Source organism: Kitasatospora sp. NPDC001309 (genome assembly GCF_042896295.1).
Taxonomy (GTDB): Bacteria; Actinomycetota; Actinomycetes; order Streptomycetales; family Streptomycetaceae; genus Kitasatospora.
This window is the reverse complement of record NZ_JBIAXC010000037.1, coordinates 58,992-85,381: the sequence shown is the minus strand read 5'-3', so window position 1 is coordinate 85,381 and position 26,390 is coordinate 58,992. Positions and strand designations below refer to the sequence as shown.

Here is a 26,390-nt window from a genome sequence, read left to right as displayed (position 1 = left end):
CCGCTCAGCCTACGGGTACGGCGCAGGCACCCTGGCGGGGTGTCAGCCCGCCGCCTAATGTCAGTGGCCATGACAATGACCCGCCGCGCCGCGAGCTCCGCCACCCGCCGCGCCGCCCTGGCGACCGCGCTCGTCGGCACCCTCGCCGCGCTGCTCGCCCCCGCCGCCGGGGCCCAGGCCGCACCGGCCGGCTGCCGGACCGTCACCACCGCCCCGCCGGACGCCGAACAGGCCCGGCTGCAGGACGCCCGGACCGCCGTCTTCACCGAGCGCTCCGGCCTCGCCGACCTGCTCCACGGCTTCCCCGCCGCCCTCTGCGCCGCCCGCACCGCCCACCGCGCCCAGCGGGTGGTCGACAGCTGGGGCCGCAAGCTCTGGCAGGCCGGCCTCGACCGCGCCCAGGGGCGCCGGCCCGGCGGCGAACTGCCCGCCCTCGACGACCGCCCGCTGTACTGGGCGCGACTCGCCATGACCGTGCAACTCGCCCAGTGGCAGCCCCGGTTCGACGTCGACCACGCCGGACTGCGGGCCCGCTTCGAGGACGCCTCGCGCGGCCTCGACGACGGCTTCGCCGACGAACCCGACCCCGGCGTCCGACGGATCTTCGTCAGCGGCTTCGACCCGTACGGCCTGGACACCGAAGCGCGCCGCGCCAACCCCTCCGGCGCGGCCGTGCTGCAACTGCACGGGCAGCGGATCACCCTCGCCGACGGCAGCACCGCCGAGGTGCGGGCCGTCGTCCTGCCGGTGCGCTACCGCGACTTCGACCAGGGCATCGTGGAACGCGCCTTCGGCCCCCACCTGGAGCCCGGCGGCCCGCAGTCCGCCGACCTGATCACCAGCATCAGCCAGGGCTACCCGGGCAAGTTCACCCTGGAGGCCTGGGCCGGCCGCGCCCGCTCCGCCGACCCGTACACCGACAACGCCGCCGCGCTCTCCGGCGGCACCCGGCAGCACCCGGTGGACGCCCCGGGCCTCGCCGACGGCCCGGAGTTCATCCGCACCACCCTGCCCACCGACGCCATGACGGCCGTCCAGCAGCCCTACCCCGTGCTGCTCAACACCCCCGTCACCGAGATCCCCGCGGGCGCCACCGCCCCGGTCGACCGCCCCGACGGCCCGACCCCAGGCTCCCGCGCCGTCGCCGGGGGCGGCGGGGGCTACCTCTCCAACGAGGTCGCCTACCGCTCCAACCGCCTGCGCCTCGACCTCGACCCCGCGCTGCCCGGCGGCCACCTCCACACCCCGGTCCTCACCGGCCTCCCGGACCGGCAGGACCGCGTCACCTCACCGGAGTTCGAGCACAACGAGGCCGCCATCGCCGCCCAGGTGCGCGCGATCCTGAGCAGCGCGCGGCTCTGAGCCGACGAACCGCTGGGCCCGGGCCCGGGCCTGGGCCCGGCCGTGGGCCCGGGTTCAGGCCGAGCGGGCTCAGGCCGGGCGGGCGAAGCGGGTGCCCGCCGCCCGGGCGCGCGATTCGGCGATCTCGGCGTAGGCGGCGTCCCGGCCCGCCCAGTGCGAGCCCTCGACCGACGTGCCGCGCTCCAGGTCCTTGTAGACCTGGAAGAAGTGGGTGATCTCCAGCCGGTCGAACTCGCGCAGGTCGCCGATGTCCCGCAGGTCGGCGTAGCGGGGGTCGCGGGCCGGGACGCAGAGGACCTTCTGGTCGGGTCCGCGCTCGTCGCGCATCACCCACATCCCGACCGCCCGGCAGGTGAGCACGCAGCCGGGGACGGCGGGTTCGCCGCCGAGGACGAGCGCGTCCAGCGGCTCCCCGTCGCCGCCGAGGGTGCGTTCGACGTACCCGTAGTCGGCGGGGTAGCGGGTGGCGGTGAAGAGGGTGCGGTCCAGCCTGATCCGGCCCGCGTCGAAGTCCATCACGTACTTGTTGCGCGATCCCTGCGGGATCTCGACCATCACCTCGAACTCCGCCGGCTCCACGGGCTCCACGGGCTCCACTCTCGCCTCCTCCACTGGTCCTGGGGAGATTGTCCGCCGTCAGGGCGCCGTGAGCGGCCACCGAAACGACACCCGTCGTTCGGGCCCGGCCGATAGCATCCGCACCATGGGGAGCTGGCAGGTCACGGTCATGAACCACCGCCGCGAGCCCGGCGGCCGTCCGCAGGGGCGCCCGGCGGGGCCGCTGGCGCGGCGCGAGGGGTGGACGCTGCACGGCGGGGACGGCGAGCTCAGCTGGGTCGACGCCGCCGGCGAGGTCCGCTGGCGCCGCCCCTGCCCGGGCCGGCCGAACGCGGCGCACCTGTCCGCCGACCGGGTGCTGGTCACCACCACCTCCTTCGACTACACCGCCTGGGGCCACCTCGGCCCGGCCCTGCTGCTGGACCTCGCCGACGGCACGCCGGTCGCCGAGCTGCGCGGGGAACGCGGTGCGGCGCTCGGCGACGGGCGCTTCGTCCTGGGGCTGGAGGGCTACGGCCACTTCGACACCAGGGCCCACGACCGGGACGGCGCCGTGGTCGACTCCTGGCGCAGCTTCGGCCACTACGTGGTCGGCACGGCCGGACCGGCCGGCACCGGCGGCCTGCGGGTGGTGGAGACCGACCGCCGCCACCCCACCGGCAGCCGGGTCGTGCGGCTGCTGCCCGGCGGGGTGGTCGAGCCCGGCCCGCTGCTGAGCGACGCCCTGGCCCCCGAGCCGCTGGTGCTGCCCGACGGCACCCTGCTGGTGCTGGACGCGGGAGTGCTGCGTGCCGTCGGGCGGGAGCTGGACGACGCGGTGCTCGCCGAACTGCTCCCGCTCGACCCCGCCGACCGGCACCGCTTCACCGGTTCACTGCACGGCGGCCCCGAGGGCCTGACCGCGACCCTGGTCGAGCGCCACCCGACCCGGATGGGCAGCTACAGCTCCCACATCTGGACCCTCGGCCTGGCGGGCAGGTAACTACCGCTGCACCAGCGGGAGTTCTAGCACCGAACCGGACTCGCCGCCGTGCCCGCCGTAGCCGATCCGGTACTGCGCGCGGCCGTCGGCCGGGAGCAGCTGGAAGGAGTCGGGATTGGCGGCGGCCACGGTGAGCCGGATCCGGTCGCCGGCCCGGAAGAGCACCGAGACCGGCTGGAGGTCGATCACCACCCGCTGCGCCCGCCCCTGCGGGAAGGGCGTGGCGTCGGTGGCCGCGTAGCTGCGGGGCGTGCGCAGCCGGCGCCAGTCGGGGTTGTCGTCGGAGTCGGCCACCGCCCGGTCGGCGAGGGCGAGTTGGCCCTCCGTCAGATAGGTGGCCCGGCCGTCCGGGGTGACGTCCTCCAGGTAGACGTGCAGGGCGCCGTCCGCCGAGCCGGCCAGGCCGGTGACGTCGAGGGCGACCCTGCCGTTGCCGGTGACCCGGGCGGGCTCGGTCAGCGGCGCGGTGGTGTAGCTGAGCAGCTTGCCGTCCACGGCCGCCCGGTCGGGGTAACTCACCTTGCTGCCGCTGAGGTTGGTGTTCCAGCGGTCGAGCGGGCCGGTGCCGGCGGTCGGGTCCAGGCTCAGCAGGTCGGAGCCGGCCGGGCCGCTCCCGGTCCGCCCCTCGGTGAGGGTGTTGCCCGCGCCGAGCCGGAAGGGCCGGGTGCGGGTCCCGGGCACCGGCCAGCGGCTGGTGGTGCGCCAGACGTCCTCGTTGAAGGTGTAGTAGTGCACCTGCCGCCTGCCGTCGGGGCGGGCGCCGTCGCGCACGTAGCGGTCGAAGAAGTCGACCACCCGCTGGTCGTTCTGCTCGTGCTCGGCCGGGGTGAGCGGCCGGGCGGGCCGGAACGGGTCGGCGAGCCAGCCGGCGCCGTGGTTCCAGGGGCCGATCCAGTCGTCCTGGGTGTTGGACAGGCCGCTGAACTGGGACAGCACGCCGTTGGCCGTCCCCGCGTCCAGCCAGCCGGCCCGGGTCAGCACCGGGACGCCGCCGTCCTCGACGGCGTCGGTCTGCTCGCCGACGCTGCCGACCGTCCAGCTCTGCGGGCCGTTGCGGTAGTCGCGGTGGACGCCCTGCTGCGCCATGTCGACCAGGTTGGCGTTGTTCGCGTGCTCGGCGCGCGCGGCGGCCATCAGGGCGGGTCCGTCCGGGCCGTCGACCGGACGGGGGGTCAGGCCGGTGAGGCCGACCTGGGCGCAGAGCTGCCGGGTCTGCGCACTGGTCTCGCAGGTGGTGCCGCCGGCCTGGTCCAGGATGCGCAGCAGCAGCGCGTACGGGGCGAGCCGGGGCTCGATCAGCAGCCCGCCGGGGCGGACCAGGTCCTCGTACGGGTCGAAGTCGTAGGAGATCGGTGCGGCGGCGGTGATGTGGTGGTTGCCGAGGGCGGTGGCGAGCATCGCGGTGTCGCCGCCGTAGGAGACGCCGGTGGTGCCGACCCGGCCGTTGGACCAGGGCTGGGCGGCGATCCAGTCGCTGAGCGGGCCGCTGTCGGCGACCAGGTCCGCGCCCAGTTCGGAGGTCAGGGTGCCGAAGGAGGCGCCGGTGCCGCGCAGGTCGGCGACGACGTAGGCGTAGCCCTTGGCGTTCCAGGCCTCGGCCTCGCCGCTGGTGCCGCCCGACTGTCCGGCCAGGACACGGGCGCGCCAGTAGCGCTGGGTGACCAGGACGGTGGGCAGCTCGGCCCCGGCTTCGGTGCCGTTCGGCAGGTAGACGTCGACGGCGAGGCGGACGCCGTCGGGCATGGCCACGTAGCGTGACTGGAGGTGGGGTGCGGCGGTGCCGGTGTCCGCGACGGCCGGGGCCGCGCCCAGGCCGAACAGGGTGAGCGCGGCGACGGCGGCCGCGGCGGTACGGCGTAACCGCCGGTGGGCCGTCCTGCCCCGGCTCATCGGACGGTCGCCTTCCAGGGGCCTTCCTCCGGGCGCGCCTCGGAGTCCGTGTCCGGCCAGGGCGGCATGGTGACGGCCGTGATGCGCAGCGGCCCGTCGGCGTCCTGGTCGGCCCGGAACTGGAAGGCGGTGCCCAGCGGGATCGAGACGGCCGCCCCCGGGGCGAGCCGGTGGACCTCCTCCCGGCCGTCCTGGCGCCGCCACAGCTCGCCGCGGCCGGCGGTGACCTGCCACAGCTCCTGCACGGTGGCGTGCGACACGGCGTGGGTGACCTGCCCGGGGGCGAGTTCGAAGACCGCGAGGCTGCCGAGCCCGTCCAGGACCAGCAGCGGGCGGACCACGGCGCCGTCGGGCGCGGTCACCACCGGGGCGGTGGCGGGCTCGGCGCTCTCGAAGGGTTGGTGCTCGGGTGAGGAGGAGTGGTGCGGTGCGGGCTGGTGCACTGGCTGATCGTTCATCCGACGACCCGGCCTCTCTCGTACGAAGGAGTTCCTGGGCTCGTCCCCCGTCGCCGATCAGACCATGCCCGCCGGACGGCCCACCATCCGCAGCGGTCCGTATCCGACCCCGAGAGAACCCCGAGGAGCCCGGCTCCGCTACCCCGAGACTCCCCCGAACTCGCGCACCGCATCGGTGACGATGGCCTCCAGCCGGGCGTGGTGGGCCCCGCGCCAGTAGGCCTGGCCGCAGTCCGCGCACTGGGCGAAGGCGTCGTACGAGCGCTCGGTGCCGTCGTGCAGCTGTTCGCGCACCGTCGTCTTGCTCACCGTGCGCAGCGTGCCGTTGCAGGTGGTGCACCGGCTCCAGGGGGCGAGCGGCGGGGCGAAGCGGGAGAGCACGTCGCGCAGCTGCTCGGCGGGGCGGTGGCTGTAGACGTACGCGCCAGCCCACAGTTCGCGGCGGCGCAGCAGGCCGCGGTCGCGCGAGAGCATGACGCGCTGTTCGGCGGCGGAGCGGGCGGCCAGCGCGGCGTCGCCGATGTCGGGGTTCTCGTAGGCGGCGTCGATGCCGAGCAGGCGCAGCCGGCGGGTGAGGGTGCCGAGGTGGACGTCCAGCAGGAAGCGCGGCGGGGCGGGCGAGGGCTGCGGCCGGGCGACGGCGGCGACGCTGACCTGCTCGGCGTCGGCCGGGACGTACGAGCCGGGCACCGGGCGGCCGTCCACCAGCAGGGCGCCGACCTCGGTGAGCGGCACGCCCAGCGACTCGACCAGGTGGCCGAGGCTGGAGGTGCCGTCGGTGCGCAGCGCGGTGCGGCCGGCCCGCCGGGGCGCGGAGACGAAGAGGTGCAGCTCAGGGGCGAGGTCGAGCCAGATCTGGGGTCTGTCCACGCGGCCAGCATGCCAGCGGGCAGCGGGCGGGGGCCAGCGGTTTCCGGGGCCCGCTGCGCGGGGCCCGCGCGGGGCGCTGCGCGGCGGGCCCGCGGAGTAGCATCGGCCGTATCCGGAACAGCAGCAGCGGCGGTTGGAGCGTGCGATGACCGGGAACGAGCGGCGGGACGGCCGGCCGGTCCGGTCGGACGGCCTGGTGGAGGAGACGCCGGACGACCTGCTGGAGGACGCGTCGGACGACCTGTTCGCCGACCGCTCCGAGCGGCCGGCCTCCGGGGCCGGGCGCGCGGCGCCGTACGGCGGCGACGACGATCTCTACGGCGCCTCGGCGGCGGTGGCCCCGACGGCCGAGGAGGACGGCGCGGGGGCCGGGGGCAGGTAGTCGCGGTCGCGCGCCGCCCAGCGGGCCACCGGGCCCATCGCGTACCCGGCGGCGAGGAACACCCCGCCCAGTACCAGCCAGCCCGTGAGCCCGCCGTCCAGCAGCAGCGTGGTGAGCAGCAGCGGCCCCAGGGTGCGGGCGACGGCGACGCCGGTGCCGAAGAAGCCCTGGTACTGGCCGATCCGCTCCGGCGGCGCGAGGTCGAAGCCGAGCTGCCAGGAACCGGCCGACTGCCGCATCTCGCCCACCACCTGCAGCACGGCCGCGACCACCAGCAGGGCGGCGAACCCCCACGCCGGGACGGACAGCACGGACAGTCCGCAGACCGCGCAGGAGGCGAGCAGCAGCACCCCGGACGACCGCACGGCCCGGACGGCCGAGTCCAGTCCGCTGACGTCGCGGGCCGCCCGGACCTGGAAGGCCAGCACGGCCAGGGTGTTGAGCACGAACAGCGCCGAGCCGAGCCAGCCGAGGCCGGGGGCGCGCTGGGCGATCCACAGCGGCAGGATCAGGCTGAGCATCGGCATCCGCAGCAGCAGCACGGTGTTGACCAGGGTGACGGCGGCGTAGCGGCGGTCCCGCAGCACGGCCAGTCGTGGTCCGGCGGCCGGGTCGGCCGGTGCGGGCGGGGCCTCGGGCAGCCGGCGCAGGACCAGCGCACCGGCCAGGAAGCCGAGGGCGGTGACGGTGAAGGCGCCGAAGTAGGCCTCCCGGGTGCCGACGGTGAGCGCGATGCCGCCGATGGCGGCGCCAACGGCCAGTCCTCCGTTGAGGGTTGACTGGAGGTGGGCGAGCAGTCCGGTGCGCTCGGCGGTCGGCACCAGGCCGGCGACCAGGGCCTGCCGGGCCGCGGTGAGGCCGGACTGCGCGGTGGCGTAGAGGCAGACGGCGAGCAGGAACAGCGGGTAGGAGCGGACGACCAGGAGGACGGCGACCACGCCGGCCGTGGCGAGCGCGAGGGCCACGGCGGTGCGGCGCGGGCCGCGACGGTCGGCGAGGGCGCCGAGCGGGACGCCCGCCAGCGAGCCGAGCGCCCAGGCGACGGCGAGTCCGAAGCCGAGGGCGGTCGGCGACATCCCGATGACGCGGGTGAAGTAGAGCGCGGAGCAGGTGTAGTAGGCGCCGTCGCCCACCGCGCTCGCCAACTGGGCTGCGGCGAGCGTGCGTTGGGGGCCGGCGGGGGGCAGCAGGGCGAGCCGGGCGGCGCTCTGGTTCGGCACTTCTCTCCTGTCGGATCCAGGCGGTCGGGCGAGGCCCAGCCTAGGGAAGAAGTGGACCGGCCGACAGGTCCATTGATCTTGAATTTTCCCGGTCCACTTCCGGGGCCCCGCCGCACCGTCGGACGAGCCGTGAACTCCCGTACGACAGCGCCCTGTTGATCGTCCGGCAGCACTCCGCGCGGCCGCTCCGAGGCCCCGCCCGCCCGGGCGAAGCCCCCTCCGTACCCGCTCCGACTCCGCCGGCCGAAGCGGACCGGACACCTCCACCACCCGGCCGGAGGGCCAAGATTGGCCGTGTTGACCCGTCAGTAACGCCCTCCTATGCTCAACGGCGTCCGCGATCCGGCACCGGGGCCGGGGCCGTCCGTGCCCGCCCGATCCGGCGCCCGCTCCGGCTCGAAGGGCCCCTCCCATCAGCACCTCCACCGCCCGCTCGGGCTTCGCCGGCCGCGAGGGCCCGGACGAGGACCCCGCCGCTCCCACCGGTCCCGCGGACCGCGCCGAGCCCGCCGGCCGCCGCCGCTTCCTCACCTACCTGCTGGCCGCCCCCACCCTCACCGTCGCCGCCCGGCTCGGCCTCGACGCCGCCGCGCCCGCCACCGCCCGGGCCGCCGAACGCGCCGCCGCGGCCACCCGCGACGCCTCCGCGCCCCCGCAACTGCTCGGCCTGCCCGGCATCCCCGACGTCCTCGACCTCGGCGACGCGATGATCCTCGCCGGCCTGCCCACCTCCCACCTGCTGGTGCTCGAAATCACCCCCGCCGGGCGTGCCGCGCTGCACCTGCCCCGACTGGAGGTCGGCCAGGGCCTCACCACCGCGATCGCCATGCTCGTCGCCGAGGAACTCGACGCCGAACTCACCGACGTGGACGTACCGCTCTCCGACGGCCGCCCCGAACTGCTCTTCTACCAGCTCACCGGCGGCTCCAACTCGGTGCGCTCGCTGTACGAGCCGGTGCGCGCCGCGGCCGCCGCCGCCCGCGCCCGGCTGGTCACCGCCGCCGCGAACCGCTGGAAGGTTCCCGCGACCGCCCTGCGCACCGCCGGCTCCGCCGTCCTCGCCCCCGACGGCCGACGCCTGCGCTTCGGGGAACTCGCCGCCGACGCCGCCACCGTGGTCGTCCCCGCCGTCCCCGCCACCCCCAAGCCGGCCGACCAGCGCCGCCTGGTCGGCCGGCCCACCGGCCGCATCGACGCCCGCGACATCGTCACCGGCCGCGTCCAGTACGCCGGGGACCTCCGGATCCCGGGCGCCGCACCCACCGTGGTCGCCCGCCCGACCACCGTCAACGGCACCCTCAAGTCCCTGGACGCCTCGGTCGCCCGCGCCATGCCCGGGGTCCTCGCCGTGGTGCCGATCCCCACCGGCGTCGCCGTCCTCGCCGAGACCTTCGACCAGGCCCTCAAGGCCCGCGACGCACTGCGCACCACCTGGAACCCCGGCCCGGCCGCCGGCCTCTCCACCGAGGACGTCCGGGCCGGACTGCGCGCCGCGCACGCGCCGTTCCTGCTGCCGCCGCTGCTCACCCCGTACCTGGACGGCGAGTTCGACTTCGCCTTCGTCAACCACGCGCCGATGGAGGTACTCACCGCCGTCGCCGACGTCCGGCCCGGCCGCGCCGAACTCTGGTTCGCCGCCCAGAGCCCGATCATCGCCCAGCAGACCATCGCCGCCGAACTCGGCCTGCCGCAGAACGCCGTCACCGTCCACGTCGTCCGCGGCGGCGGCTCCTTCGGACGCCGGCTGTTCTTCGACGCCGCCCTGGAGGCCGCCCAGATCTCCAAGGCCGCCGGCCGACCGGTCAAACTGATGTGGACCCGCAACGACGACATGCGGCACGGCCGGATGCGCCCCGCCAGCCACCACCGCATCCGCGCCACCTACGGCCTCGGCCAGGTGCTCAGCTGGGAGCACCGCGCCGCCACCGTGCGCACCGACCTCTCGCACGGCCTCGGCGAGGCCCTCACCGGCGCCGGGTTCAACCTCTCCGTCGCCGGGATCAGCCTCGCCCAGGCCTTCTTCCTGCTCACCGAGAAGAACCCGTACAACGTCGGCATCCCCACCCAGCTGCTCGCCGAACTCCCGCTCCCGGTGCACACCGGCAGCTGGCGCTCCGTCTACTCCGGCATGGTCCGGGTCGCCGACGAGATCATGATGGACGAACTCGCCCGCCGGATGGGCCAGGACGAGGTCGCCTTCCGCCGCGCCCGGGTGCGCGACGCCGCCGGCCGGGCCCTCCTGGACACCCTCGCCAAGGCCGGCGACTGGGGCCGCCCGATGCCCGAGGGCCAGGCCCAGGGCGTCGGCTACCACGACGAGAACGGCGGCCGGGCCGCCTACCTGGTCGAACTCGACGCCACCGACCGCGCCAACCCCCGGGTCACCAAGGCCGTCATCGCCGCCGACGTCGGCCAGGTCATCAACCCCCGAGGCCTGGAGGCCCAGTTGACCGGCGCACTGATCGACGGCATCTCGGTCGTCCTGCAGGCCGGCAACCACCTCGACAACGGCGCCTTCCGGGAGGGGAGTTACGCCGACTTCCACTACGCCCGGCAGCGCAACACCCCGCCGATCGTCGAGATCCACCTGATGCCGCCCAGCGGATCCCCGGGCGGGGCAGGCGAGTTGGGCGTCCCCGCCGCCTCCGCCGCCGTCGCCAACGCCTACGCCCGCGCCACCGGCACCAGCCCGCGCTCCTTCCCGATCAACTTCTGAGGACGTCGCCCCCCATGCCCACCCACACCTTCGTCCTCAACGGGCGGCCCGTCAGCGTCGACGCCCCGGACGACATGCCGCTGCTCTGGGTCCTGCGCGACAAGCTCGGCGTCACCGGCCCCAAGTACGGCTGCGGCGTGGGCGTCTGCCGCGCCTGCACCAGCCACCTGGACGGCCAGGAGTTCCAGCCCTGCACCCGCCCGGTCAAGGAGTGCGACGGCCGCACCGTCACCACCATCGAGGGCCTCGCCGACGGCGACACCCTCCACCCCGTCCAGGAGGCCTGGATCGACTGCGACGTCGCCCAGTGCGGCTTCTGCCAGCCCGGCCAGATCATGACCGCCGTCGCCCTGCTGCGCCGCACCCCCGACCCGACGGACGCCGACATCGACCAGATCCAGAACATCTGCCGCTGCGGCAGCTACCCCCGCATCCGCGAGGCCATCAAACGCGCTGCGGCCACCGGCCGGGTGCACTGACCCACCGGCCGTCTGCGGATCGCCGCGGTGTGCCCTATGCGCCGGCGCCCGCCGCGGGGTCACGGCCGAAGAAGGCGGCGAGCCGGTCGTACGCCGGGGCGTCCGGCGGGGCGGGGACTTCGGGGGCGAAGGCGTGGTGGTCGGCCTCGTCGCCGCGGTACTCGGGTTTGAGGGCGCCGTGCGCCCAGTCGAGTGCCGCCCGGGCCACCTCGTGGTCCAGGCCCTCGGTGGACTGGCCGGTGGCGTGGGCCAGGTCCCAGGCGTGGACGGCGAATTCGGTGGTCTGCTGATCGACCGGGAAGCGGGCCGGCAGGGTGGCGCCGCCGGGGAGCTCGACCGTGCCGGTGAGGTCCCCGGCGGCGCGCCAGGCCTCGACCAGCCGCTCGGCCCCGGCCTCGAAGGCGTGCAGCCAGTCCTCCTCGACCCGGTCGAAGGGCCGGCTCCAGTCCGGCTGCCCGCCCTCGGCCCGGAGGGTGAACTGCGCCAGGTCGTGCAGGAGATGGCTGATCAGGTCGCCGACGTCCCAGGAGCGGCAGGGGGTCGGGTGGCCGGCCAGTTCGACGCCGGTGCCGTCGATCAGCCCGGCGGTCTGGGCCAGGGCCCGGGCGAGCAGCCCGATCGGGTCCACCGGGTCGGCCGGGTCCACCGGATCGGCCGGATCGTCCGCCGCGGTCATGGCACACCTCTCGGTCGGGGGGGCGCACGGGTCGTGCCGGGCGATCGTAAGCGCGGTCGCCGACGACCGCCCGGCACGACACCGCCGCCCCGCCGAACGGGAGGTCAGGCGGCGAAGCCGCCGTCCACCGACAGTTCCGCACCGGTGACGTAGCGGCCGTCCTCACCCACCAGGTAGGAGACGGCGCCCGCGACCTCGGCCACCGTGCCGTAGCGGCCGAGGGCGACGAAGCCGCGCTGGAAGTCGGCGGAGTCGCCGTCGGCCGGGTTCATGTCGGTGTCGATCGGGCCCGGGTGGACCAGGTTGGCGGTGATCCCGCGCGGGCCGAGCTCCCTGGCCAGCGCCTTGGTCAGGCCGATCAGCGCGGCCTTGCTGGTCGCGTAGAGCGCGGCGCCGGGGAAGACGACGCGCTGGGCGACGCAGCTGCCGATGGCGACGATCCGCCCGCCCTCGGCCAGGTGCTCGACGGCCGCCTGGGCGTACAGGTACGGCGCCCGGACGTTCACCTCCAGCACCCGGTCGAGCTCCTCCAGCCCGACCTCCTCGATCGGCCCGCCGGCGCCCACGCCGGCGTTGTTCACCAGGATGTCCAACCGTCCGAACCGCTCGGCGACCGAGGCCACCGCAGCGCGCACCGCCGCCGGGTCGGCGCTGTCGGCGCGCACGGCCCAGCCGGTCCGCCCCATCGCGGTGATCTTGGCGACCACCTCCTCGGCCCGCTCGGCCGAGCCCTGGTAGGTCAGCGCCACGTGGGCGCCGTCCTCGGCCAGCCGCAGCGCGACCGCGGCCCCGATCCCCCGGCTGCCGCCGGTCACCAGGGCCACCTTGCCGTCGAGCGCCGCAGCACCGTTCATCGTCATGTCTTCGGGTCTCCTCGTGCACCGTGGTCCGATCGCGTCCCGGCCGTCCGCCGGCCGGCGTTCCGCTCTCGGTGTGTGAGTCGATCCTGATCCGGATCCCTTGACGTCTCCGGCGGTATTCGGACGTTGCGTCCAATCTTCAACTACAACTCCACGCGCCCCCGGGGCGCGACCAGCGAGTGGTAGTACGACCCGACCGCCGGCTGCCCGGTCCAGTTCGGCCCGGCCGCCGGGTCGGCGCCCGCGTAACCGAAGGGCAGCGCGACCGGCCGTCCGCCGTCCAGGAGCAGCAGGTGGCGGCGCGCGCGGTACTCGAACCCGGCCGCCCGCAGCGCGGCGAGCACCGCCCGGCCCGCGCCGGAGCCGTCGGGGCGGCGCACCGACTCCGGGTCGAAGTGGGCGGCGAAGCGGCCCTCCGGGGCCAGCCAGGAGGCGGCGCGGGCGATCGCGCCGAGCTGGTCGCCGAGGTAGTGCAAGCCGTGCACACAGGTGATCAGCTGGTACGACCGCTCGGGCACCCAGTCCGCGAGCGCCGCCGTCACCAGGCGCAGCCGTGCCCCGGCCGCCGGGGCGGGCGGCGGGACGGGCGGCGGGACCAGCGGCCCGACCAGGTCCACCCCCGTCAGCTCGGCGCCGGCGGGCAGCACCCGGGCCGCCTCGACCAGCGCCCGCCCCTCCCCGCTGCACAGGTCCAGCCAGCCAGGCGCGGCGCCGCCGTGCTCCCGGAGCCAGGCCACGGGGTCGAAGCCCAGCTCGCGGGTGTAGCTGTTGACGCCGCGCAGCCCGCGCCCGCGGTTCATGGTGCTGTTGGCCACCACGGAGGAGGCGCTGAGCTCGCTGTCACTGATCAGTCGGACCATCAGACGACCTTACTGGTGCAGGGCTCCAGCGAACCCGATGCGCCAGGACCCTGAACGCGCCGGGCGGCCACCCCGCGCAGGGGTGGCCGCCGGATCGCGTCGCAGCGTGGTAGGGCGTCAGACGGTCAGCGTCTGCCCCGGGAAGATCAGGTCCGGGTCGGCGCCGATGGTGCGGGCGTTCCTGCCGTACAGGCCGTCGGTGTCGACGCCGAACTTGGCGGCGATGTCGCTCAGCGTGTCACCGCTGCGGACGGTGTACTCGCCACCGGTGGTGTTCTTCGCCGCTTCCGGAGCGGACTGCGCCGGCTTGGCCGACGGGCGGCCCTGCGGGGCCTGCGCGGCGTGCGGCTGCGCCTTCGGGGCGGCCGCCTTCGGAGCCGCCTGCGGGGCGGCCTTGGGGGCCGCCTTCGCGGACCGCTTGGCCGGCTTGGCGGGGGTCGCCCGATCCGCGACACCCGAGCCCGCCGAGGTGTCGACGGCGGCCGGGGCGCCGCCCTTGCTCAGGCCCGCCTTCTGGGAGCACACGGGCCAGGCCCCCGGCCCCTGCGAGGCGAGCACCTTCTCGGCGACGGCGATCTGCTGCGCCCTGGTCGCCTGGTCGGCCCGGGGGGCGTACGCGGTTCCGCCGTACGCGGCCCAGGTGGAGGGGGTGAACTGCAGTCCGCCGTTGAAGCCGTTGCCGGTGCTGATGCTCCAGTTCCCGCCGCTCTCGCACTGGGCGACGGCGTCCCAGGTGGAGGAGGGTGCGGCGGAGGCCGAGGTGGCCGTGACGAGGCCGGCCACCGGCAGGGCCGCGACGGCGGCGCCCGCGACGACCGCCATCCGCAGGCGGTTGCGCTTGCTGGTGGTGGTCTCGGTGGCAGCGGCGGTCTCGTGACGGGAAGTCATGAATGTCCTCTCGGCAAGCCCCGGGCGGGCAGGCGGAACCAGGCCCGGGACACGGGCCGGTCGGTTGCGCTCACCTCGCTCGTCGGGCGGCCGGCCACGTGTCGGACGTGCCGTGCCGCCCCGGCCACCTCCACTCGCCGACGGCCCGTTCGGGCCGGTCTCGTCGGCGGGCACCGCCCTCGCGCCGGGGGTCAGTCGGCGGGCCGTGCGTCGGGGTGAACCCGGGTGGCGCTCGTTGCGCCGCCAAGAAAGCTAGGGGCACATCCGGGGCTCAGCAAGCAATTCTTGGTTCTCGCAGGTCAGTTGACTGTTACCGGCGGTATCGATCAAGAAACGGCGCCCGGTTCGACCAGGTTTGACCGCATTTTAAAGATCGAACGATCAATTTCCGTGCCCGCGCTCACATCTGTCCGTTCGTGGACTCCCGCACACCATCGACCGTCCGCAATCGGAATATGACGGACCGTCACGAGTCCATCCGGAGTTCCCGATTCGGACCACCGATTGAGTGGCATCCGTCACCGGCGACACCCACCGCGACCGCGCGACCCCGCTCAGCTACGGCCGTCGAGCTCCGCGTCCCGCGCCAGCAGCGCCGCCTGGACCCGGTTCTCACAGCCCAACTTGGCCAGGATCCGGCTGACGTAGGTCTTCACCGTCGCCTCGCTCATGTGGATCCGGGCCCCCGCGTCCGCGTTGGACAGGCCCTCCCCGAGCAGCGCCAGCACCTCCAGCTCGCGCCCGGTGAGCACCTCCAGCCGGCGCCGCGCCTGCGCGCCGCGGGCGGCCGCCGAGCCGCTGCGCCCGGCGGCCAGCGAGTCCACGATGTGCCGGGTGGCGGCCGGGGAGAGGAAGGCGTTCCCGCCGGCCGCGGCCCGGACGGCCTGGATCAGCTCGTTCGGCGCGGTGTCCTTGAGCAGGAACCCGGCGCCGCCCTCGGTCACGGCGCGCAGGACGTTCTCGCGCTCCCCGAAGGTGGTGAGGATGATCGCCCGTGCGCCGGGCGCGACCCTGCCGAGCTCCCCGAGCGCCGTCAGTCCGTCCATCACCGGCATCTGGATGTCCAGCAAAACGACGTCCACCCGGTGCGCCCGGGCCAGCTCCAGCGCCTGCCGGCCGTCGGCGGCCTCCGCGACCACCTCGATGTCCTCGGCCGACCCCAGGATCATCCTGATCCCGGCCCGGATGAGCGGCTCGTCGTCGGCGACGAGGACTCGGATCACGCTGGTCATTCCCCTCGAACGGTGGTGCGGCTGGAACTCCATCCTCACATCCCGGCCGCACCCTCCTCCCGCCCGGGGCCGGGGAGGGCGGGCCGGGGCCGGGCGCCGCGACGACGGACGGCCGACCTCAGCCCTTGGAGGTGTACTCCACCTTCTCCACCAGCACCCCGCCCTTGAAGCAGAACCGCGCCACGTGGTCGTCCGACCAGGAGTCGCCCTGGCCCTCCTTCGCCAGCGAGTACCAGCGGCAGTGCGAGTCCTCCGGCCGGGGCGGCCCGGCGGACTGGAAGTCGGAGGTGAAGAAGTCGTTGCCGGGCGGGAGCTGTTTCAGCACCTCGCCCCGCGAGTCGCCCACCCGGATCTGGTCGTAGACCGACTGCCGCACCGTCGAGTCGCTGGCGCCCCGGACGAAGGCCACCACGCCCCAGGCCACCAGGCCCGCCACGATCAGCGTCACCGCCCCCACCCCGGCCGCGCAGCCCAGCGCCGGGCGGCGCCGGCCGTCCTGCCCGCCGTCCACCGGCGGCAGCCCGCCGGCCGCCCACTCCTCCTCGGCCGTCAGGGCGGCGGCGCCCTCGGCCTCCGCCCCCTCGTAGGGGAGGACGGCGGCCAGCCGGAAGCCCTGCTCGGGCGTCGGGCCCGCGTGCACCATGCCGCCGACCAGCCGGGCGCGCTCCCGCAGGCCGGTCAACCCCTGTCCGCCGCTCACCACCGGCCCCGCGCCGGAGCGCGCGCCCACGAGCTCCGGCGCGCGGGGGTTGGTCACCTCCACCACCAGCGCGTCCGGCTCGTACCGCAGCGCGACCGCGATCGGCGCGCCGGGGGCGTGCTTGTGCGCGTTGGTGAGCGCCTCCTGCACGATCCGGTACGCCGCGTGGTCGACCGCCGCCGCGAGCGGCCGCCGCTCCCCCTCGACGCAGAGCTCCACCACCGTCCCGGGCGCCCGGGAGGACTCCACCAACCCCTCGATCCCGTCGACCCCGCCGCGCGACCCCGCCGCGCCCGGGGCGCCGACGACCGCGGGCGGCACCGCCGTCGACTCGTCGTGCAGCACCCCGACCACCTCGCGCAGCTCGCGCATGGCCGCGACCGCCGCCTGCCGCAGCACCCCGACCGCCTCCCGCTGCCGGTCGCTGAGGGTGCGGTCCACCTCCAGCGCGCCGGAGTGCACGGAGATCAGCGCCAGCTGGTGGCCCAGGCTGTCGTGCATGTCCTGGGCGATCCGGTGCCGCTCCCGCAGCCGGGCCTGGTGCACCACCATCGCCCGCTCGCGCACCAGCTGGTCGTTGCGCTCGCGCAGCGCGTCCAGCAGGGCGCGGCGCTGCGCCCGGTAGCGGCTGTAGAGGGCGGGCAGACCCGCGAAGACCAGGAAGATGCCGAGCGACAAGCCGATGATCAGCTTGGGTGAGTACGAGGCGCCGTCCTTGAGCATCCCGAACATGGAGAACATCAGGTAGCTCAGCACGAAGGCGCCGACCAGTCGCCACACCCGGCCGATCCGCGCCCCGGCCACCCAGCCCGCGCACACCAGCAGCGGGAACGGCCCGAGCGACCAGCCCGCCAGGGTCCCGGTCAGCACCAGCACCGTCGCCGGGAAGCCGCGCCGCAGCAGCCACAGCGCGGCGACGGCCAGCCCGAAGGGCACCGCCAGGTCGGTGGCGGCGGCGAGCTCCAGCAGGGCCGCCAGCGCGCCCATCAGCAGGGCCGCCACGGCCTCGCCGACCACTCGCCGGGGGCGCCAGGGCCCCGGGAGCGCCGTCCGTACCGCTGTCGACCAGGCCCGTGCGATTGCTTCCACCCGTCGAGGCTAACCGGGCGGCCGCCCCGGCCGCGGTCACCCTTCGTCGCAGCCCGGGCCGACGAAAGTCGCCGCTCCGGCGCCGTCCGTCCCGCCAGCCGGGCCGACGCCCACCCCGCCGTCCGTCCCGCCGCCCGGGCCGCCCACCCCGCCGTCCGTCCCGAAGGCCGTGAGCAGCAGCGCCACGTCGTCCACCCGCCCGGTCGAGCCGACCTCGCGCAGCAGCCGCTCGGCGAGCTCCTCCAGTGCCTCCCCCGCCCGCCCGTGCGCCAGCGCCGCCCGCAGCCGGTCCACCCCCTGGTCGATCGCCAGCGCCGGGTCCTCCACCAGCCCGTCGGTGTAGAGGGCGAGCAGCGACCCGGGCCGCAGCCGCAGCTCGCTGACCGGGTACGCCGCCCCGTCGTCCACGCCCAGCAGCGGCCCGCCCGGCACGTACAGCGCCTCGGCCCGTCCGTCCGGGTGCCGCAGCACCGGCGGCAGGTGGCCGGCCCGGCCGATCCGCACGGTGCCGTCGGCGGGGGTCAGGCGCACCAGGCAGCAGCTGGCGAGCAGCCCCGGGTCGAGGTCCAGCAGCAGCCGGTTGGTGCGGGCCAGCACCTGGCCGGGCGGCTCGCCGCCACTGGCGAACGCCCTGACCGCGCTGCGCAGTTGGCCCATCGCGGCGGCCGCTCCGACGCTGTGGCCCTCGACGTCGCCGATCACCAGGGTGAGGTCGTCGCCGGTGACGATCGCGTCGTACCAGTCGCCGCCGATCTCCATGCCCTGGGTGCCGGGCAAGTAGCGGGCGGCGGTGCGGATGCCGGGCACCTGCGGGAGCCGGTGCGGCAGCAGGGCCTGCTGCAGGCCGCGGGCCAGCGCGAACTCGGCGTCGTACAGCCGGGCCCGTTCCAGGGCCTGGGCGATGAAGCCGCCGAGGCCGGTGAGCAGTCCGCGCTCCTCGACGGTGAAGGGGTGCGCCCGGTCGAAGCCGAGGATGCAGCTGCCGACCGGGCGGCCGGAGGCGATCAGCGGCAGGAAGGCCCAGGCGCCCATCTCGTCCAGGGCGAGGCCCGGGTAGGCGGCGGCGAGCTCGCGCACCGACTCGAAGAAGATCGGGGTGCCGGTGCTGAGCGCCTCCGCGCCGGGGACCCGGGCGTCCAGCGGGGTGCCCTCGAAGCCGTCCAGGAAGCCGTCGGGGTAGCCGCTCTGCGAGACCAGGTGCAGCCGCTGCTCGCGCACCCCGTAGATGGCGAGCTCCTGGCCGCCGAAGGCCGGCAGGATCTCCTCGGCCACCGCCCGGCAGACGTCCCGCACGGTGACGGCCTCGGTGAGCGCGCTGGCCAGCTGGAGCAGGTGGTGGGTGCCGCCGACGCCTCCCGTGCCCGCGCCGGCCGTGGCCGCGGGCGGCGCCAGGGCGGTCGGCGGCTCGGCCGCGCCCGGCGGGGCCTCGGCGGCGACCATCCGGACGGTGACGCCGTGCGGGTCGGGGTAGAGCGAGAAGGCGAGCCAGCCGTCCGGCGGGCGGACGGCCAGGAAGGCGGTGGGCTGCTGGGAGAGCAGGGCGGCGCGGTAGCGGTTCTCGTAGAAGGGGTCGGCGAGCCAGGGCAGCACCTCCCAGGGGTGGTGTCCGACCAGCTCCTCGGCACCGGCCCCGAGCAGCGGCTCGGCGGCCCGGTTGACGTAGCTGATCAGGCCGTCCGGGTCGAGCGAGAGCAGCCCCTCGTGCAGCCGCTCGACGGCGGCGGCCGCCGCGGTCAGGGCACGGACGTCCAGGACGGCGCCGACCAGGTGGGTCCCGCCGTCGGAGATCGCCCCGGGCACCCGGGCCCACAACTCCACCGGGTACGGCCGGCCGGCCGGTCCGAGCACCCGCACCCGGGCCGCCAGCACCTCGCCGTGCTCCAGGGCGGTGCGGGCGGCGGCCCGGAACTCGGGCACGTCACCGGGGGCGATCCGGCCGGTCAGGCAGCGCACCGTGCCGTCGAACTCGCCGGGCCCGAAGCCGAAGATCTCCCGGAACTGCACGTCCGCCGCGAGCGCGCCACTGGCCACGTCCCAGTCGAACAGCCCGACCCGGGTGGTCACCGCCGTCGGCGGCGCCAGCTCCACCACCGCGGCGTCCCCGGCCGGCTCCACCGGCTGCCCGGCCGCCGCCACCCCGGCCAGCCCGGCGCCCAGCCGGGAGGCGACCGCCTCCGGCCGCCCGCCGTCCCCGTCCGGCACCCCGTCGTCCGAGGCGGGCCACAGCACGCTGAGCACCCCGAACCGCTCCCCGCCGTGCCCCACCGGCACGCAGGCGGAGACGAAGTCGTACGGCAGCCCGACGGCCAGCTGCGGGAAGCGCCGCACGATGTCCTCGGAGTCGGACAGCGTGACGGTCCGCCCAGTGCGGAAGCAGACCGCGACCGGCAGCGGCCCGGCCGCCGCGACCCGGCGGAACGGACTCATGATCGACAGCGGCACCCCGGCGAGGGTCCGCAGCACCAGGGACCGCCCGTCCCGCGAGCGCAGGTGCACCATCGCCCCGTACGCCGCGGTCGACGCCAGCACCTCCCGGACGGCCTCCGCCAACAGCTCGTCCCGCGCGTGCGCCGCCTCCGGGCCCGCCGCACGGACCGGCTCGGCGTCCCCGCCGGTCGGCCGCGGATCGCGCATGCTCCCTTGCTACGTCCGGCCCGGAACCGTGTCAAGGCGAGCCCCGCCCGCCCCGGCCGGCCCACCGGCCCCACCCGCCCCGGCACGGACGCCCTCACCCGGCCGAGCGAACCGCTCCGCCGAGCGGGTGACGCGCTACGGCAGATCGGTGAGGTCGACCTCCACCGGGAACGGCACCGCGGCCTTCACCAGTCCGGTGAACATCTCCCCGGCCCGGTACACCCGGCTCGCCTCGTCCAGCGGACAGGTGTGGACGACCGGCACCCGGCCCGCCGCTTGCTCGACCCGCCAGTAGAAGGGAATTCCGGCCTTCGCGTACTGGTCGGGCTTGACCAGCCGGTCGGTGGTCTCCGAGCCCGGTGAGACGACCTCGACCACCAGCAGCACGTGCTCCGGCCTGGCCGGCATCTCCTCGACCGTGTCGGCCCGGTAGACCACCACGTCCGGGCAGCGGTTGTCGAGCGGCACGTCCCGCAGCCGCAGGTCGAAGCCGCAGTCGGCGTTCCAGTCGGCCCCGCCCGCGTCGTCCAGGGCGTTCGCCACCAACCGCGCGATCCGGTTGTGGCGGGCCGAGCGGCTCGGACGGGCGACCACCACCCCGCCGACGATCTCCACGTCGGCGCACTGCTCCTCGGTCCAGCCGTCGTACTGCTCGGCCGTCACGGTGGACATCCTCGGGCCTCCTGGGCGGGCCGGTACTCGTTGTGTCGGGCGCAGCCTAGTGCGGCCGAGGTCGCGGCTTGGGATGGTTCGGGGACCGTTCGATATCCTCCCCGGCAGGTGGTGGCACGGTGGCCGCCGGGGGTGGGAGTGAGGACCGGATGAAGTCGCCCGAGGGGCCGGTGCAGGACGCCGCCTGGCAGTGGGACGGGGAGGCGGACGGTGCGGACGCGGTGCCCGGGGACGTGCTCGGCGGTGGGGGTCCGGACGGTGACGGCCCCCGGCTGAGCCGGCGCGGGCTGCTGATCGGGGCCGGGGTGCTGGCGGCCGGCGGGGCGGCGTGGGCGCTGGGCCGGGTGGAGGGCGACGGGTCGACGCCCTCGCCGTCGCCGAGCCGGCCGCAGCCGACTGCACTGTCCGGGCCGACGCCGCTGTGGACCTACCGGGGCCCGCAGGTGATGACCCCGGAGCGGCTGCTCGCCGCGCCCCAGGGGCCGGCCTTCCTCTCCAAGGCGGGGTGGCAGGCCCTCGACCCGGGCACCGGTCGTCCCGGACGGCTGCTGGTGTTCGACCCGCCGGCACCCAAGGACTGGCCGAGCGACCTGGAACTGCCCGCCGGAAAGATCGCGGTCTGGCGCGACTACCTGTTCACCGCCACCTCCCGCGGCCACCTGGACGCCCACCACCTCACCGACCCGGCCGCCGACTGGAGCCTGGCGCTGCCCGAGGAGCTGGACGGTGACGTCCAGCTCACCTGCCTGAGCGCCGGCGTCCTCTACGGCTGCCTGTTGAGCTGGCCGCGCTCGGACAGCTCGGCGCCGAGCAGCCGGATCTTCGCCGTACAGCTGGACCGGCGCTCCCTGCTCTGGTCCGTCGCGGTCGACCACCAGGAACGGCCCGCCGCCGCCACCGCCCCCTACAACAAGAACCTGCTGGCCTGCGTCCGGTCGACCGGCGAACGCCTCGAGCTGGTGGTCCGGGACGCCACCACCGGCGAGGAACTGTCGACCGCCGCCGTCACCCAGGACTTCGGCTGGTGCGTCGCTTCCGGGACGAGCTTCCTCGTGCCGGACAGCAACGGCGGGGTGTACCTGCTGGGCCCCGACGGCAAGCCGGCCTGGAACCACACCGCCGCCCGGGGGGAGTCCTGGCGGGCCCTGCCGCCCGTCCCGGACACCGTCCGGGTCTTCGTGCTGCGCAACGACGGCGTCGTCACCTGCCTCGAAACACGGACCGGCGCGGTGCTCTGGTCCGTCAAGCTGCCGTTCCTGCTGGACAACCGCAGCCGTCCGCTGGTCGTCGGCGGCACGCTGTACGTGCCCGGTCCGGCGGCGGGCGGGGTGGCGGCGATCTACACCGCGACCGGCACGCCGGGGTGGACCTTCCACGACTCCGGCCCGGGCAAGGACGTCTGGAACCTCGCCGCCGACGGCTCCCGCCTCTTCGCCGGGCACGACGACGTCCTGCACGCGCTCCCGCTGACCTGAGAGCGGGGGCCTGAACAGCTGACCTGAGAGCGCCGGCCTGAAACCGCTGGGCCGGGAGCGCCCCGGACGGCAGGATGTGCTGGTGCAGGTACACCCGATCTCCCCCGACAAGCTGGCCGAGCTGCTCGCCGACCGGATCACCGAGCTGCCCGGCGCCGGCGAGCGGTGGCTGCGGGTCGCCGTGGACGGCGCCGCGGCCGCCCGGCCCGGGCTGCTCGCCGACGCCCTGGTGGAGCCGCTGCGGCTGCGCGGCCGCCCGGCGCTGCGGGTGTCGGCGGCGGACTTCCTGCGCCCGGCCTCGATCCGGCTGGAGTACGGCCACCGGGACGCGGACGCCTTCCACGACCTCTGGCTGGACGACGGCGCCCTGCTGCGCGAGGTGCTGGACCCGCTGGAGCCGGGCGGCACCGGCCGGGTGCTGCCCTCGCTGCGCGACCCGGCCACCGACCGCTCGACCCGCGCCCCGTACGTCCAACTCCCGCCCGGCGGCGTGCTGTTGCTGGACGGCGCCCTGCTGCTCGGCCGCTGGCTGCCGCTCGAACTGAGCGTCCACCTGGCGCTCACCCCGGCCGCGCTGGCCCGCCGCACTCCGGCGGACGAGCAGTGGACGCTGCCCGCCTTCGCCCGCTACGAGGCGGAGACCGGGCCGACCGAGGCCGCCGACCTCACCGTACGGGTGGACGACCCGCGGCACCCCGCCCTGGTCGAACGGACCTAGCGGACCTGGCGGACGTGGCGGGCGCGCCGGATGTTGCGGACGTTGCGGCCGGGGCGGCCGGGGCCGGCCCGCGCTGGCAGTACGGGCACCAGAACACCGCCCGGTCCCGCGGGGCCTCGCCCTGGCGTCCGGTCAGCACGGGCGTGACGCAGCGCGGGCAGGGGCGGCCCGCCCGGCCGTAGACCCAGTGCCGGTAGCCGGGCCGGGTGTCGCCGGTGGTGATGTGGCCGGGGCGCAGCTTGTTGACCTCCAGCATCTGCCGGGCCCGCTCCACCAGCCGGTCGGGGTGCGGCACTTGTCCGACCTCGGTCCACGGGGTGACCCCGGCGACGAAGCACAGTTCGTTGGCGTACACGTTGCCGATCCCGGCCAGGTTGCGCTGGTCGAGCAGGGCTTCGACGAGCGGCCGGGCGGGGCGGGCGAGGATGCGACGGACGGCCTCGACCGGGTCCCAGTCCGGGCCGAGCAGGTCGGGGCCGAGGTGGCCGACGGCCCGCCGTTCGTCAGTGGTGCGCAGCAGTTCGACGACGGGCAGCCGGTAGCCGACGGCGGTGCCGTGCTCGGTGCCGAGGACGGCGCGGATCTGGAAGGCGGGGCCGCCGGTCCAGCGCTCGCCGGGGCGGTAGACCTCCCAGTGGCCGTCCATCCGCAGGTGGGTGTGCAGGGTGAGCCCGCCTTCGATGCGGGTGAGCAGGTGCTTGCCGCGCGGGCGGACCTCCAGGACCCGGCGCCCGGCGAGCGCGGCGGTGGCGTGCGCGGGCACCCGCAGCTCGGCGCTGGTCAGCTGCTGACCGGCGAGGGCCTCGTGCAGCCGGGCCGCCACGCGGTAGATGGAGTCACCTTCTGGCATGTCTCCATTCTGGTCCGCGCGGCGGCCCGGTGCGGCACCGGCCCCTCGCCGCTACGCGCCTCGACTACGGGGCCTCGACCTGGCCTTCCCGCACCACGACCACGGGGCAGGGCGCGTGCTCGGTGACGTGGCGGCTGACCGAGCCGAGTAGCACGCCGGAGAAGCCGCCGAGTCCGCGGCTGCCGACGACCAGCAGCGCGGCGCCCTTGGCGGCCTGCAGCAGGGCGCCGGCCGCGTTGCCGGGCAGCACGCTCTCGGCGATCGGCACCCCCGGGTCCGTGCCGACGGCCTTGGCGACGCTCTCGGCCAGGGTCTGGCCGGCCAGCTCCTCGGGGTTGAGGGACTCCCCGGTGGGGACGGCCGTCCCGCCCCAGCCGTAGAAGGCGGGGTACTCCCAGGCGGTGACGGCGTCGACCGTCCCGCCGACGGCCTTGGCGTAGTCGACCGCCCAGCGCAGCGCCTGCTCCGAGGCGGGCGAGCCGTCGACGCCGACGACGATCCGGGTGTGGGCACTCATGCGGTTGCTCCTTCGGTCACTCCTGCTCGGCACCAATCGTCCGAACATAGATCAAATCGGGCATGCACCCGGTAGTTGCCACGCCGCACCCGGCGTTCCGCATTCAATTCGGGTGCCGCCGACCGGCACCGCCCGCGAGAATGCCCCCATGCCGAGCAAACCGCGCCGCCGCGCCGGCGGCTTCGCCGAGGTCATCGCCGAGGTCGCCGCCACCCTGCCGCCCGCCGACGGAAGCGCCGGACCGTACCGCCTGACCCCCGTGGCGGCCGGCGGCTTCCAGGACGCCCTGGGCTGCTACTGGCGGCTGGCCCGCGGCCCGCTGGACCGGCGGCTGGCCAAGCGGCTGGCGGCCGGCGCCGACGAGATGACGATGGGCGGCTGGGACGGCTGGCACGAGGACTTCCCGGAGGCACTGGTCCCGGTGCTGCTGACCCCCGAGGAGCGTCCGGCCGCCTGGCTCGAGGCGCTCGCCGAGGACCACCACGCGTACGAGTTCCGTGCCGCCGACGGCCGGACGCTCCTCTACCTCCACGTCTGCTGCTGACCGGCCTCCCGCTCCGACCCGCGGCCGACCTCGATCGACCTCGGCCGCTCCACTCCTGTTCAACTGCGGTAGGCAGCCCATGAGTTGGACATCCGCTGGACCTGCCCCGGGGTGAACTGGGTCATGCAGGAGTCGTAGCTGTAGTCCATGAAGTTGTGGATCGGGTCGAGCCCGCCGCCCGGGCAGGTGTGCCGGCCCTCGGGGCAGCCGTAGGCGGCGCTGCGCTCGGGCGGGGTGTCGTCCACGTAGTCGCCCGGGGGCAGGCAGCCGCCCTGGAAGGTGTGGAAGAGGCCGAGCCAGTGGCCGGTCTCGTGGGTGGCGGTGTTGCCCTCGTTGTAGTGGGTGGCGGGGCCGCCGGGCAGCGAGTCGTCCAGGACCACCACGCCGTCGTCGACCGGGTTCGAGCGGTAGACGTCGGGGAAGGTCGACCAGCCGAGCAGGGACTGGCCGAGGTGGGCGGTGTAGAGGTTGAGGGTGCCCGCGCCGCCCTTGCGCAGGGCACTCTTCATCGACCGCTCGGCGGCGGAGCCGGGGGTCATGCCGGAGTACCAGCCGGCGTTGTCGGTCCAGTCGGTGCCGGCCAGCGCGAACTGGAATCCGGTGGGGGTGTTGCCCTCGCCCTGGCCGCCGTAGGAGGCGTTGAGGTGGTCGATCTGGGCGGCCACCGCACCCTCGCCCAGCCGGCCGGCGTCCCCGGAGTGGATCACGTGGACGTACACCGGAATGGTGGTCGGTTCGGCGGCCAGCGGGACGTGGGCGGGGCCGAGCGCGGCGAGCCGGTGCTCCAGGTCCGCCTGCATCGCCCGGGCCCGGTCGGCGCTCACGGCGTTCGGGTCCCGGCCCGCCTGACTGCCCGCCGGCTTCCGGGCGGCGGGGTCGACACCTGCATCGGCGGCGGTCTCGGCGGCAGTACCGTCGCAGACAGCCGCCACCGTACGGTGCGGGGCCGGGGCGGCGAACTGGCTCAGACCGGCCGCGGCGACCAGCGCGGCGGCGCAGGGGAACAGGCGGGGGGCACGCGAGCGCACCCGGGCAGTACGGCGCATCAGCGCTCCTGACGGGGAGATGACCAGGGAGGGGGCGGGGGGAGATGACGGGGCATCGGCCGCGCCTCGGGCCCGTCCACCGGCGACCGGCGCCCGGCGCGGACCCGCCCGACACTACGACGCCGAGAAGTCGATCTCCCGCAGGGCGCGCGCGGCACCCCGGTCGAGTACCACGGCCGACGCACAGCCGGCCGGCGGCCGCCCCGCCCCGAGCAGCAGCCCGCGCAGCCGGGCGGCCGCGCCCCGGTGCCGGGCGAAGGCGTAGCGCGAGACCCACCGGCCGCGCCGCCGCTGACCCGCCCGGGCCTCCCGCGGGTCCACGTCGAGCAGCAGCAGGTGCACCCGGCGCCCCTGCCGGGCGGCGGCCCGCACCAGCCAGGACCGGACGAAGGGCAGCGTGCCGCAGTCGTGCACGGCCAGCGGCCCGCCCTCCAGCACCGCCCGGCGCAGCCGCCGGTAGTGCGCGAGCCGGGCCAGCGGACGGTACAGCGCGTACGGGAGGCGGCCGGGCAGCCGGGACGCGTACTCCTCGCGGACCAGCTGGGAATCCACCAGCGGGGCGCGGACACTGCGGCGCATCAGGGTGCTCTTCCCACTGCCGGGCAGCCCGGTGACGACCAACAGGTCACCGGCGGGATAGCGCAGCACGGCCGGCCCGGAGCCGCGCAGCTCGTGCACACCGGCGCGGACGATCCGATCCGCGCCCGTCCGG

At 75.6% G+C, this 26,390-nt stretch carries 25 protein-coding genes; 8 read left to right on the top strand and 17 right to left on the bottom strand.

Translation table 11 applies throughout. The features are described 5' to 3' along the window. The first annotated feature begins 69 nt into the window (after positions 1–69). On the top strand, positions 70–1,362 hold the full coding sequence (locus ACFY2K_RS31005; protein ID WP_387715961.1) for a pyroglutamyl peptidase: 1,293 nt from the start codon (positions 70–72) through the stop codon (positions 1,360–1,362). A 69-nt stretch (positions 1,363–1,431) separates the two neighbouring features. On the opposite strand, the gene ACFY2K_RS31000 is transcribed toward ACFY2K_RS31005, so the two are convergent. Beyond that, the gene (locus ACFY2K_RS31000) at positions 1,432–1,917 is read right to left on the bottom strand and encodes an inorganic diphosphatase (RefSeq protein WP_380526760.1); all 486 of its coding nucleotides are present in this window, start codon (positions 1,915–1,917) and stop codon (positions 1,432–1,434) included. 148 nt (positions 1,918–2,065) lie between these two features. On the opposite strand from ACFY2K_RS31000, the gene ACFY2K_RS30995 reads away from it, so the two are divergent. Further along, positions 2,066–2,902: a hypothetical protein gene (locus tag ACFY2K_RS30995; RefSeq protein ID WP_387715958.1), complete on the top strand. Its 837-nt coding sequence runs from the start codon at positions 2,066–2,068 to the stop codon at positions 2,900–2,902. Here the strand turns inward: ACFY2K_RS30995 and ACFY2K_RS30990 are convergent, their stop codons facing one another. The 3 genes from ACFY2K_RS30990 to ACFY2K_RS30980 form a co-directional block, all read right to left on the bottom strand. After that, complete coding sequence (locus ACFY2K_RS30990; RefSeq protein ID WP_387715956.1) at positions 2,903–4,792, bottom strand: CocE/NonD family hydrolase; 1,890 nt, start codon at positions 4,790–4,792, stop codon at positions 2,903–2,905. It abuts the gene before it with no gap. Next, a complete protein-coding gene (locus ACFY2K_RS30985) occupies positions 4,789–5,250 on the bottom strand; it encodes a cupin domain-containing protein (protein ID WP_380397118.1) in 462 nt (153 codons plus the stop codon). Before ACFY2K_RS30985 ends, ACFY2K_RS30990 begins: the two co-directional genes overlap by 4 nt. A gap of 138 nt (positions 5,251–5,388) precedes the next feature. Next, on the bottom strand, positions 5,389–6,120 hold the full coding sequence (locus tag ACFY2K_RS30980; RefSeq protein ID WP_375884371.1) for a Mut7-C RNAse domain-containing protein: 732 nt from the start codon (positions 6,118–6,120) through the stop codon (positions 5,389–5,391). Between the two features lie 145 nt (positions 6,121–6,265). Here ACFY2K_RS30980 and ACFY2K_RS30975 point away from each other — a divergent pair, with 145 nt between their 5' ends. Further along, positions 6,266–6,502, top strand: coding sequence for a hypothetical protein (locus ACFY2K_RS30975; protein ID WP_387715952.1), 237 nt, complete (start codon positions 6,266–6,268; stop codon positions 6,500–6,502). Here the strand turns inward: ACFY2K_RS30975 and ACFY2K_RS30970 are convergent. Then, on the bottom strand, positions 6,436–7,722 hold the full coding sequence (locus tag ACFY2K_RS30970; protein ID WP_387715950.1) for an MFS transporter: 1,287 nt from the start codon (positions 7,720–7,722) through the stop codon (positions 6,436–6,438). The genes ACFY2K_RS30975 and ACFY2K_RS30970 overlap by 67 nt on opposite strands. A 706-nt stretch (positions 7,723–8,428) precedes the next feature. On the opposite strand from ACFY2K_RS30970, the gene ACFY2K_RS30965 reads away from it, so the two are divergent. Beyond that, a complete protein-coding gene (locus tag ACFY2K_RS30965; RefSeq protein ID WP_387715947.1) occupies positions 8,429–10,438 on the top strand; it encodes a molybdopterin cofactor-binding domain-containing protein in 2,010 nt (669 codons plus the stop codon). Between the two features lie 14 nt (positions 10,439–10,452). Further along, entirely contained in the window at positions 10,453–10,917 is a 465-nt protein-coding gene (locus ACFY2K_RS30960) for a (2Fe-2S)-binding protein (RefSeq protein WP_380526707.1), read from the top strand. Positions 10,918–10,951: 34 nt separating this feature from the next. Here the strand turns inward: ACFY2K_RS30960 and ACFY2K_RS30955 are convergent, their stop codons facing one another. From ACFY2K_RS30955 to ACFY2K_RS30920, 8 genes are all read right to left on the bottom strand, one after another. Beyond that, a complete protein-coding gene (locus tag ACFY2K_RS30955; protein ID WP_380588394.1) occupies positions 10,952–11,593 on the bottom strand; it encodes a TIGR03086 family metal-binding protein in 642 nt (213 codons plus the stop codon). A 104-nt stretch (positions 11,594–11,697) separates the two neighbouring features. Then, the gene (locus tag ACFY2K_RS30950) at positions 11,698–12,453 is read right to left on the bottom strand and encodes an SDR family oxidoreductase (protein ID WP_375884357.1); all 756 of its coding nucleotides are present in this window, start codon (positions 12,451–12,453) and stop codon (positions 11,698–11,700) included. 143 nt (positions 12,454–12,596) lie between these two features. After that, positions 12,597–13,313 (bottom strand): class I SAM-dependent methyltransferase, encoded by a 717-nt coding sequence (locus tag ACFY2K_RS30945; protein ID WP_387715943.1) that lies wholly within the window; start codon positions 13,311–13,313, stop codon positions 12,597–12,599. A 117-nt stretch (positions 13,314–13,430) separates the two neighbouring features. Next, positions 13,431–14,201, bottom strand: a complete 771-nt coding sequence (locus ACFY2K_RS30940) for a transglycosylase family protein (RefSeq protein WP_387715940.1) — start codon at positions 14,199–14,201, stop codon at positions 13,431–13,433. A 554-nt stretch (positions 14,202–14,755) separates the two neighbouring features. Further along, positions 14,756–15,424 (bottom strand): response regulator, encoded by a 669-nt coding sequence (locus tag ACFY2K_RS30935; RefSeq protein ID WP_375884477.1) that lies wholly within the window; start codon positions 15,422–15,424, stop codon positions 14,756–14,758. Between the two features lie 127 nt (positions 15,425–15,551). Then, positions 15,552–17,222, bottom strand: a complete 1,671-nt coding sequence (locus ACFY2K_RS30930) for a sensor histidine kinase (protein ID WP_387715937.1) — start codon at positions 17,220–17,222, stop codon at positions 15,552–15,554. Positions 17,223–17,258: 36 nt separating this feature from the next. Next, positions 17,259–19,856, bottom strand: a complete 2,598-nt coding sequence (locus ACFY2K_RS30925; protein WP_387715934.1) for a SpoIIE family protein phosphatase — start codon at positions 19,854–19,856, stop codon at positions 17,259–17,261. A 135-nt stretch (positions 19,857–19,991) separates the two neighbouring features. After that, positions 19,992–20,528, bottom strand: a complete 537-nt coding sequence (locus tag ACFY2K_RS30920) for a Uma2 family endonuclease (protein WP_387715931.1) — start codon at positions 20,526–20,528, stop codon at positions 19,992–19,994. Between the two features lie 149 nt (positions 20,529–20,677). Here ACFY2K_RS30920 and ACFY2K_RS30915 point away from each other — a divergent pair, with 149 nt between their 5' ends. Both ACFY2K_RS30915 and ACFY2K_RS30910 read left to right on the top strand, forming a co-directional pair. Beyond that, positions 20,678–22,003: a PQQ-binding-like beta-propeller repeat protein gene (locus tag ACFY2K_RS30915; protein ID WP_387715929.1), complete on the top strand. Its 1,326-nt coding sequence runs from the start codon at positions 20,678–20,680 to the stop codon at positions 22,001–22,003. A gap of 82 nt (positions 22,004–22,085) precedes the next feature. Then, entirely contained in the window at positions 22,086–22,721 is a 636-nt protein-coding gene (locus ACFY2K_RS30910) for a uridine kinase (RefSeq protein WP_387715926.1), read from the top strand. On the opposite strand, the gene ACFY2K_RS30905 is transcribed toward ACFY2K_RS30910, so the two are convergent. After that, the gene (locus ACFY2K_RS30905; protein WP_380642366.1) at positions 22,669–23,571 is read right to left on the bottom strand and encodes a DNA-formamidopyrimidine glycosylase family protein; all 903 of its coding nucleotides are present in this window, start codon (positions 23,569–23,571) and stop codon (positions 22,669–22,671) included. The genes ACFY2K_RS30910 and ACFY2K_RS30905 overlap by 53 nt on opposite strands. A 64-nt stretch (positions 23,572–23,635) precedes the next feature. Further along, positions 23,636–24,088: a universal stress protein gene (locus ACFY2K_RS30900; RefSeq protein WP_380526690.1), complete on the bottom strand. Its 453-nt coding sequence runs from the start codon at positions 24,086–24,088 to the stop codon at positions 23,636–23,638. Positions 24,089–24,236: 148 nt separating this feature from the next. On the opposite strand from ACFY2K_RS30900, the gene ACFY2K_RS30895 reads away from it, so the two are divergent. Continuing rightward, entirely contained in the window at positions 24,237–24,632 is a 396-nt protein-coding gene (locus ACFY2K_RS30895) for a hypothetical protein (protein ID WP_387715923.1), read from the top strand. A gap of 59 nt (positions 24,633–24,691) precedes the next feature. Here the strand turns inward: ACFY2K_RS30895 and ACFY2K_RS30890 are convergent, their stop codons facing one another. Together ACFY2K_RS30890 and ACFY2K_RS30885 are read right to left on the bottom strand one after the other, a co-directional pair. Then, positions 24,692–25,678: a zinc metalloprotease gene (locus ACFY2K_RS30890; RefSeq protein ID WP_380526688.1), complete on the bottom strand. Its 987-nt coding sequence runs from the start codon at positions 25,676–25,678 to the stop codon at positions 24,692–24,694. Positions 25,679–25,792: 114 nt separating this feature from the next. Next, positions 25,793–26,356: an AAA family ATPase gene (locus tag ACFY2K_RS30885; RefSeq protein ID WP_387715920.1), complete on the bottom strand. Its 564-nt coding sequence runs from the start codon at positions 26,354–26,356 to the stop codon at positions 25,793–25,795. Between the last annotated feature and the right edge of the window lie 34 nt (positions 26,357–26,390).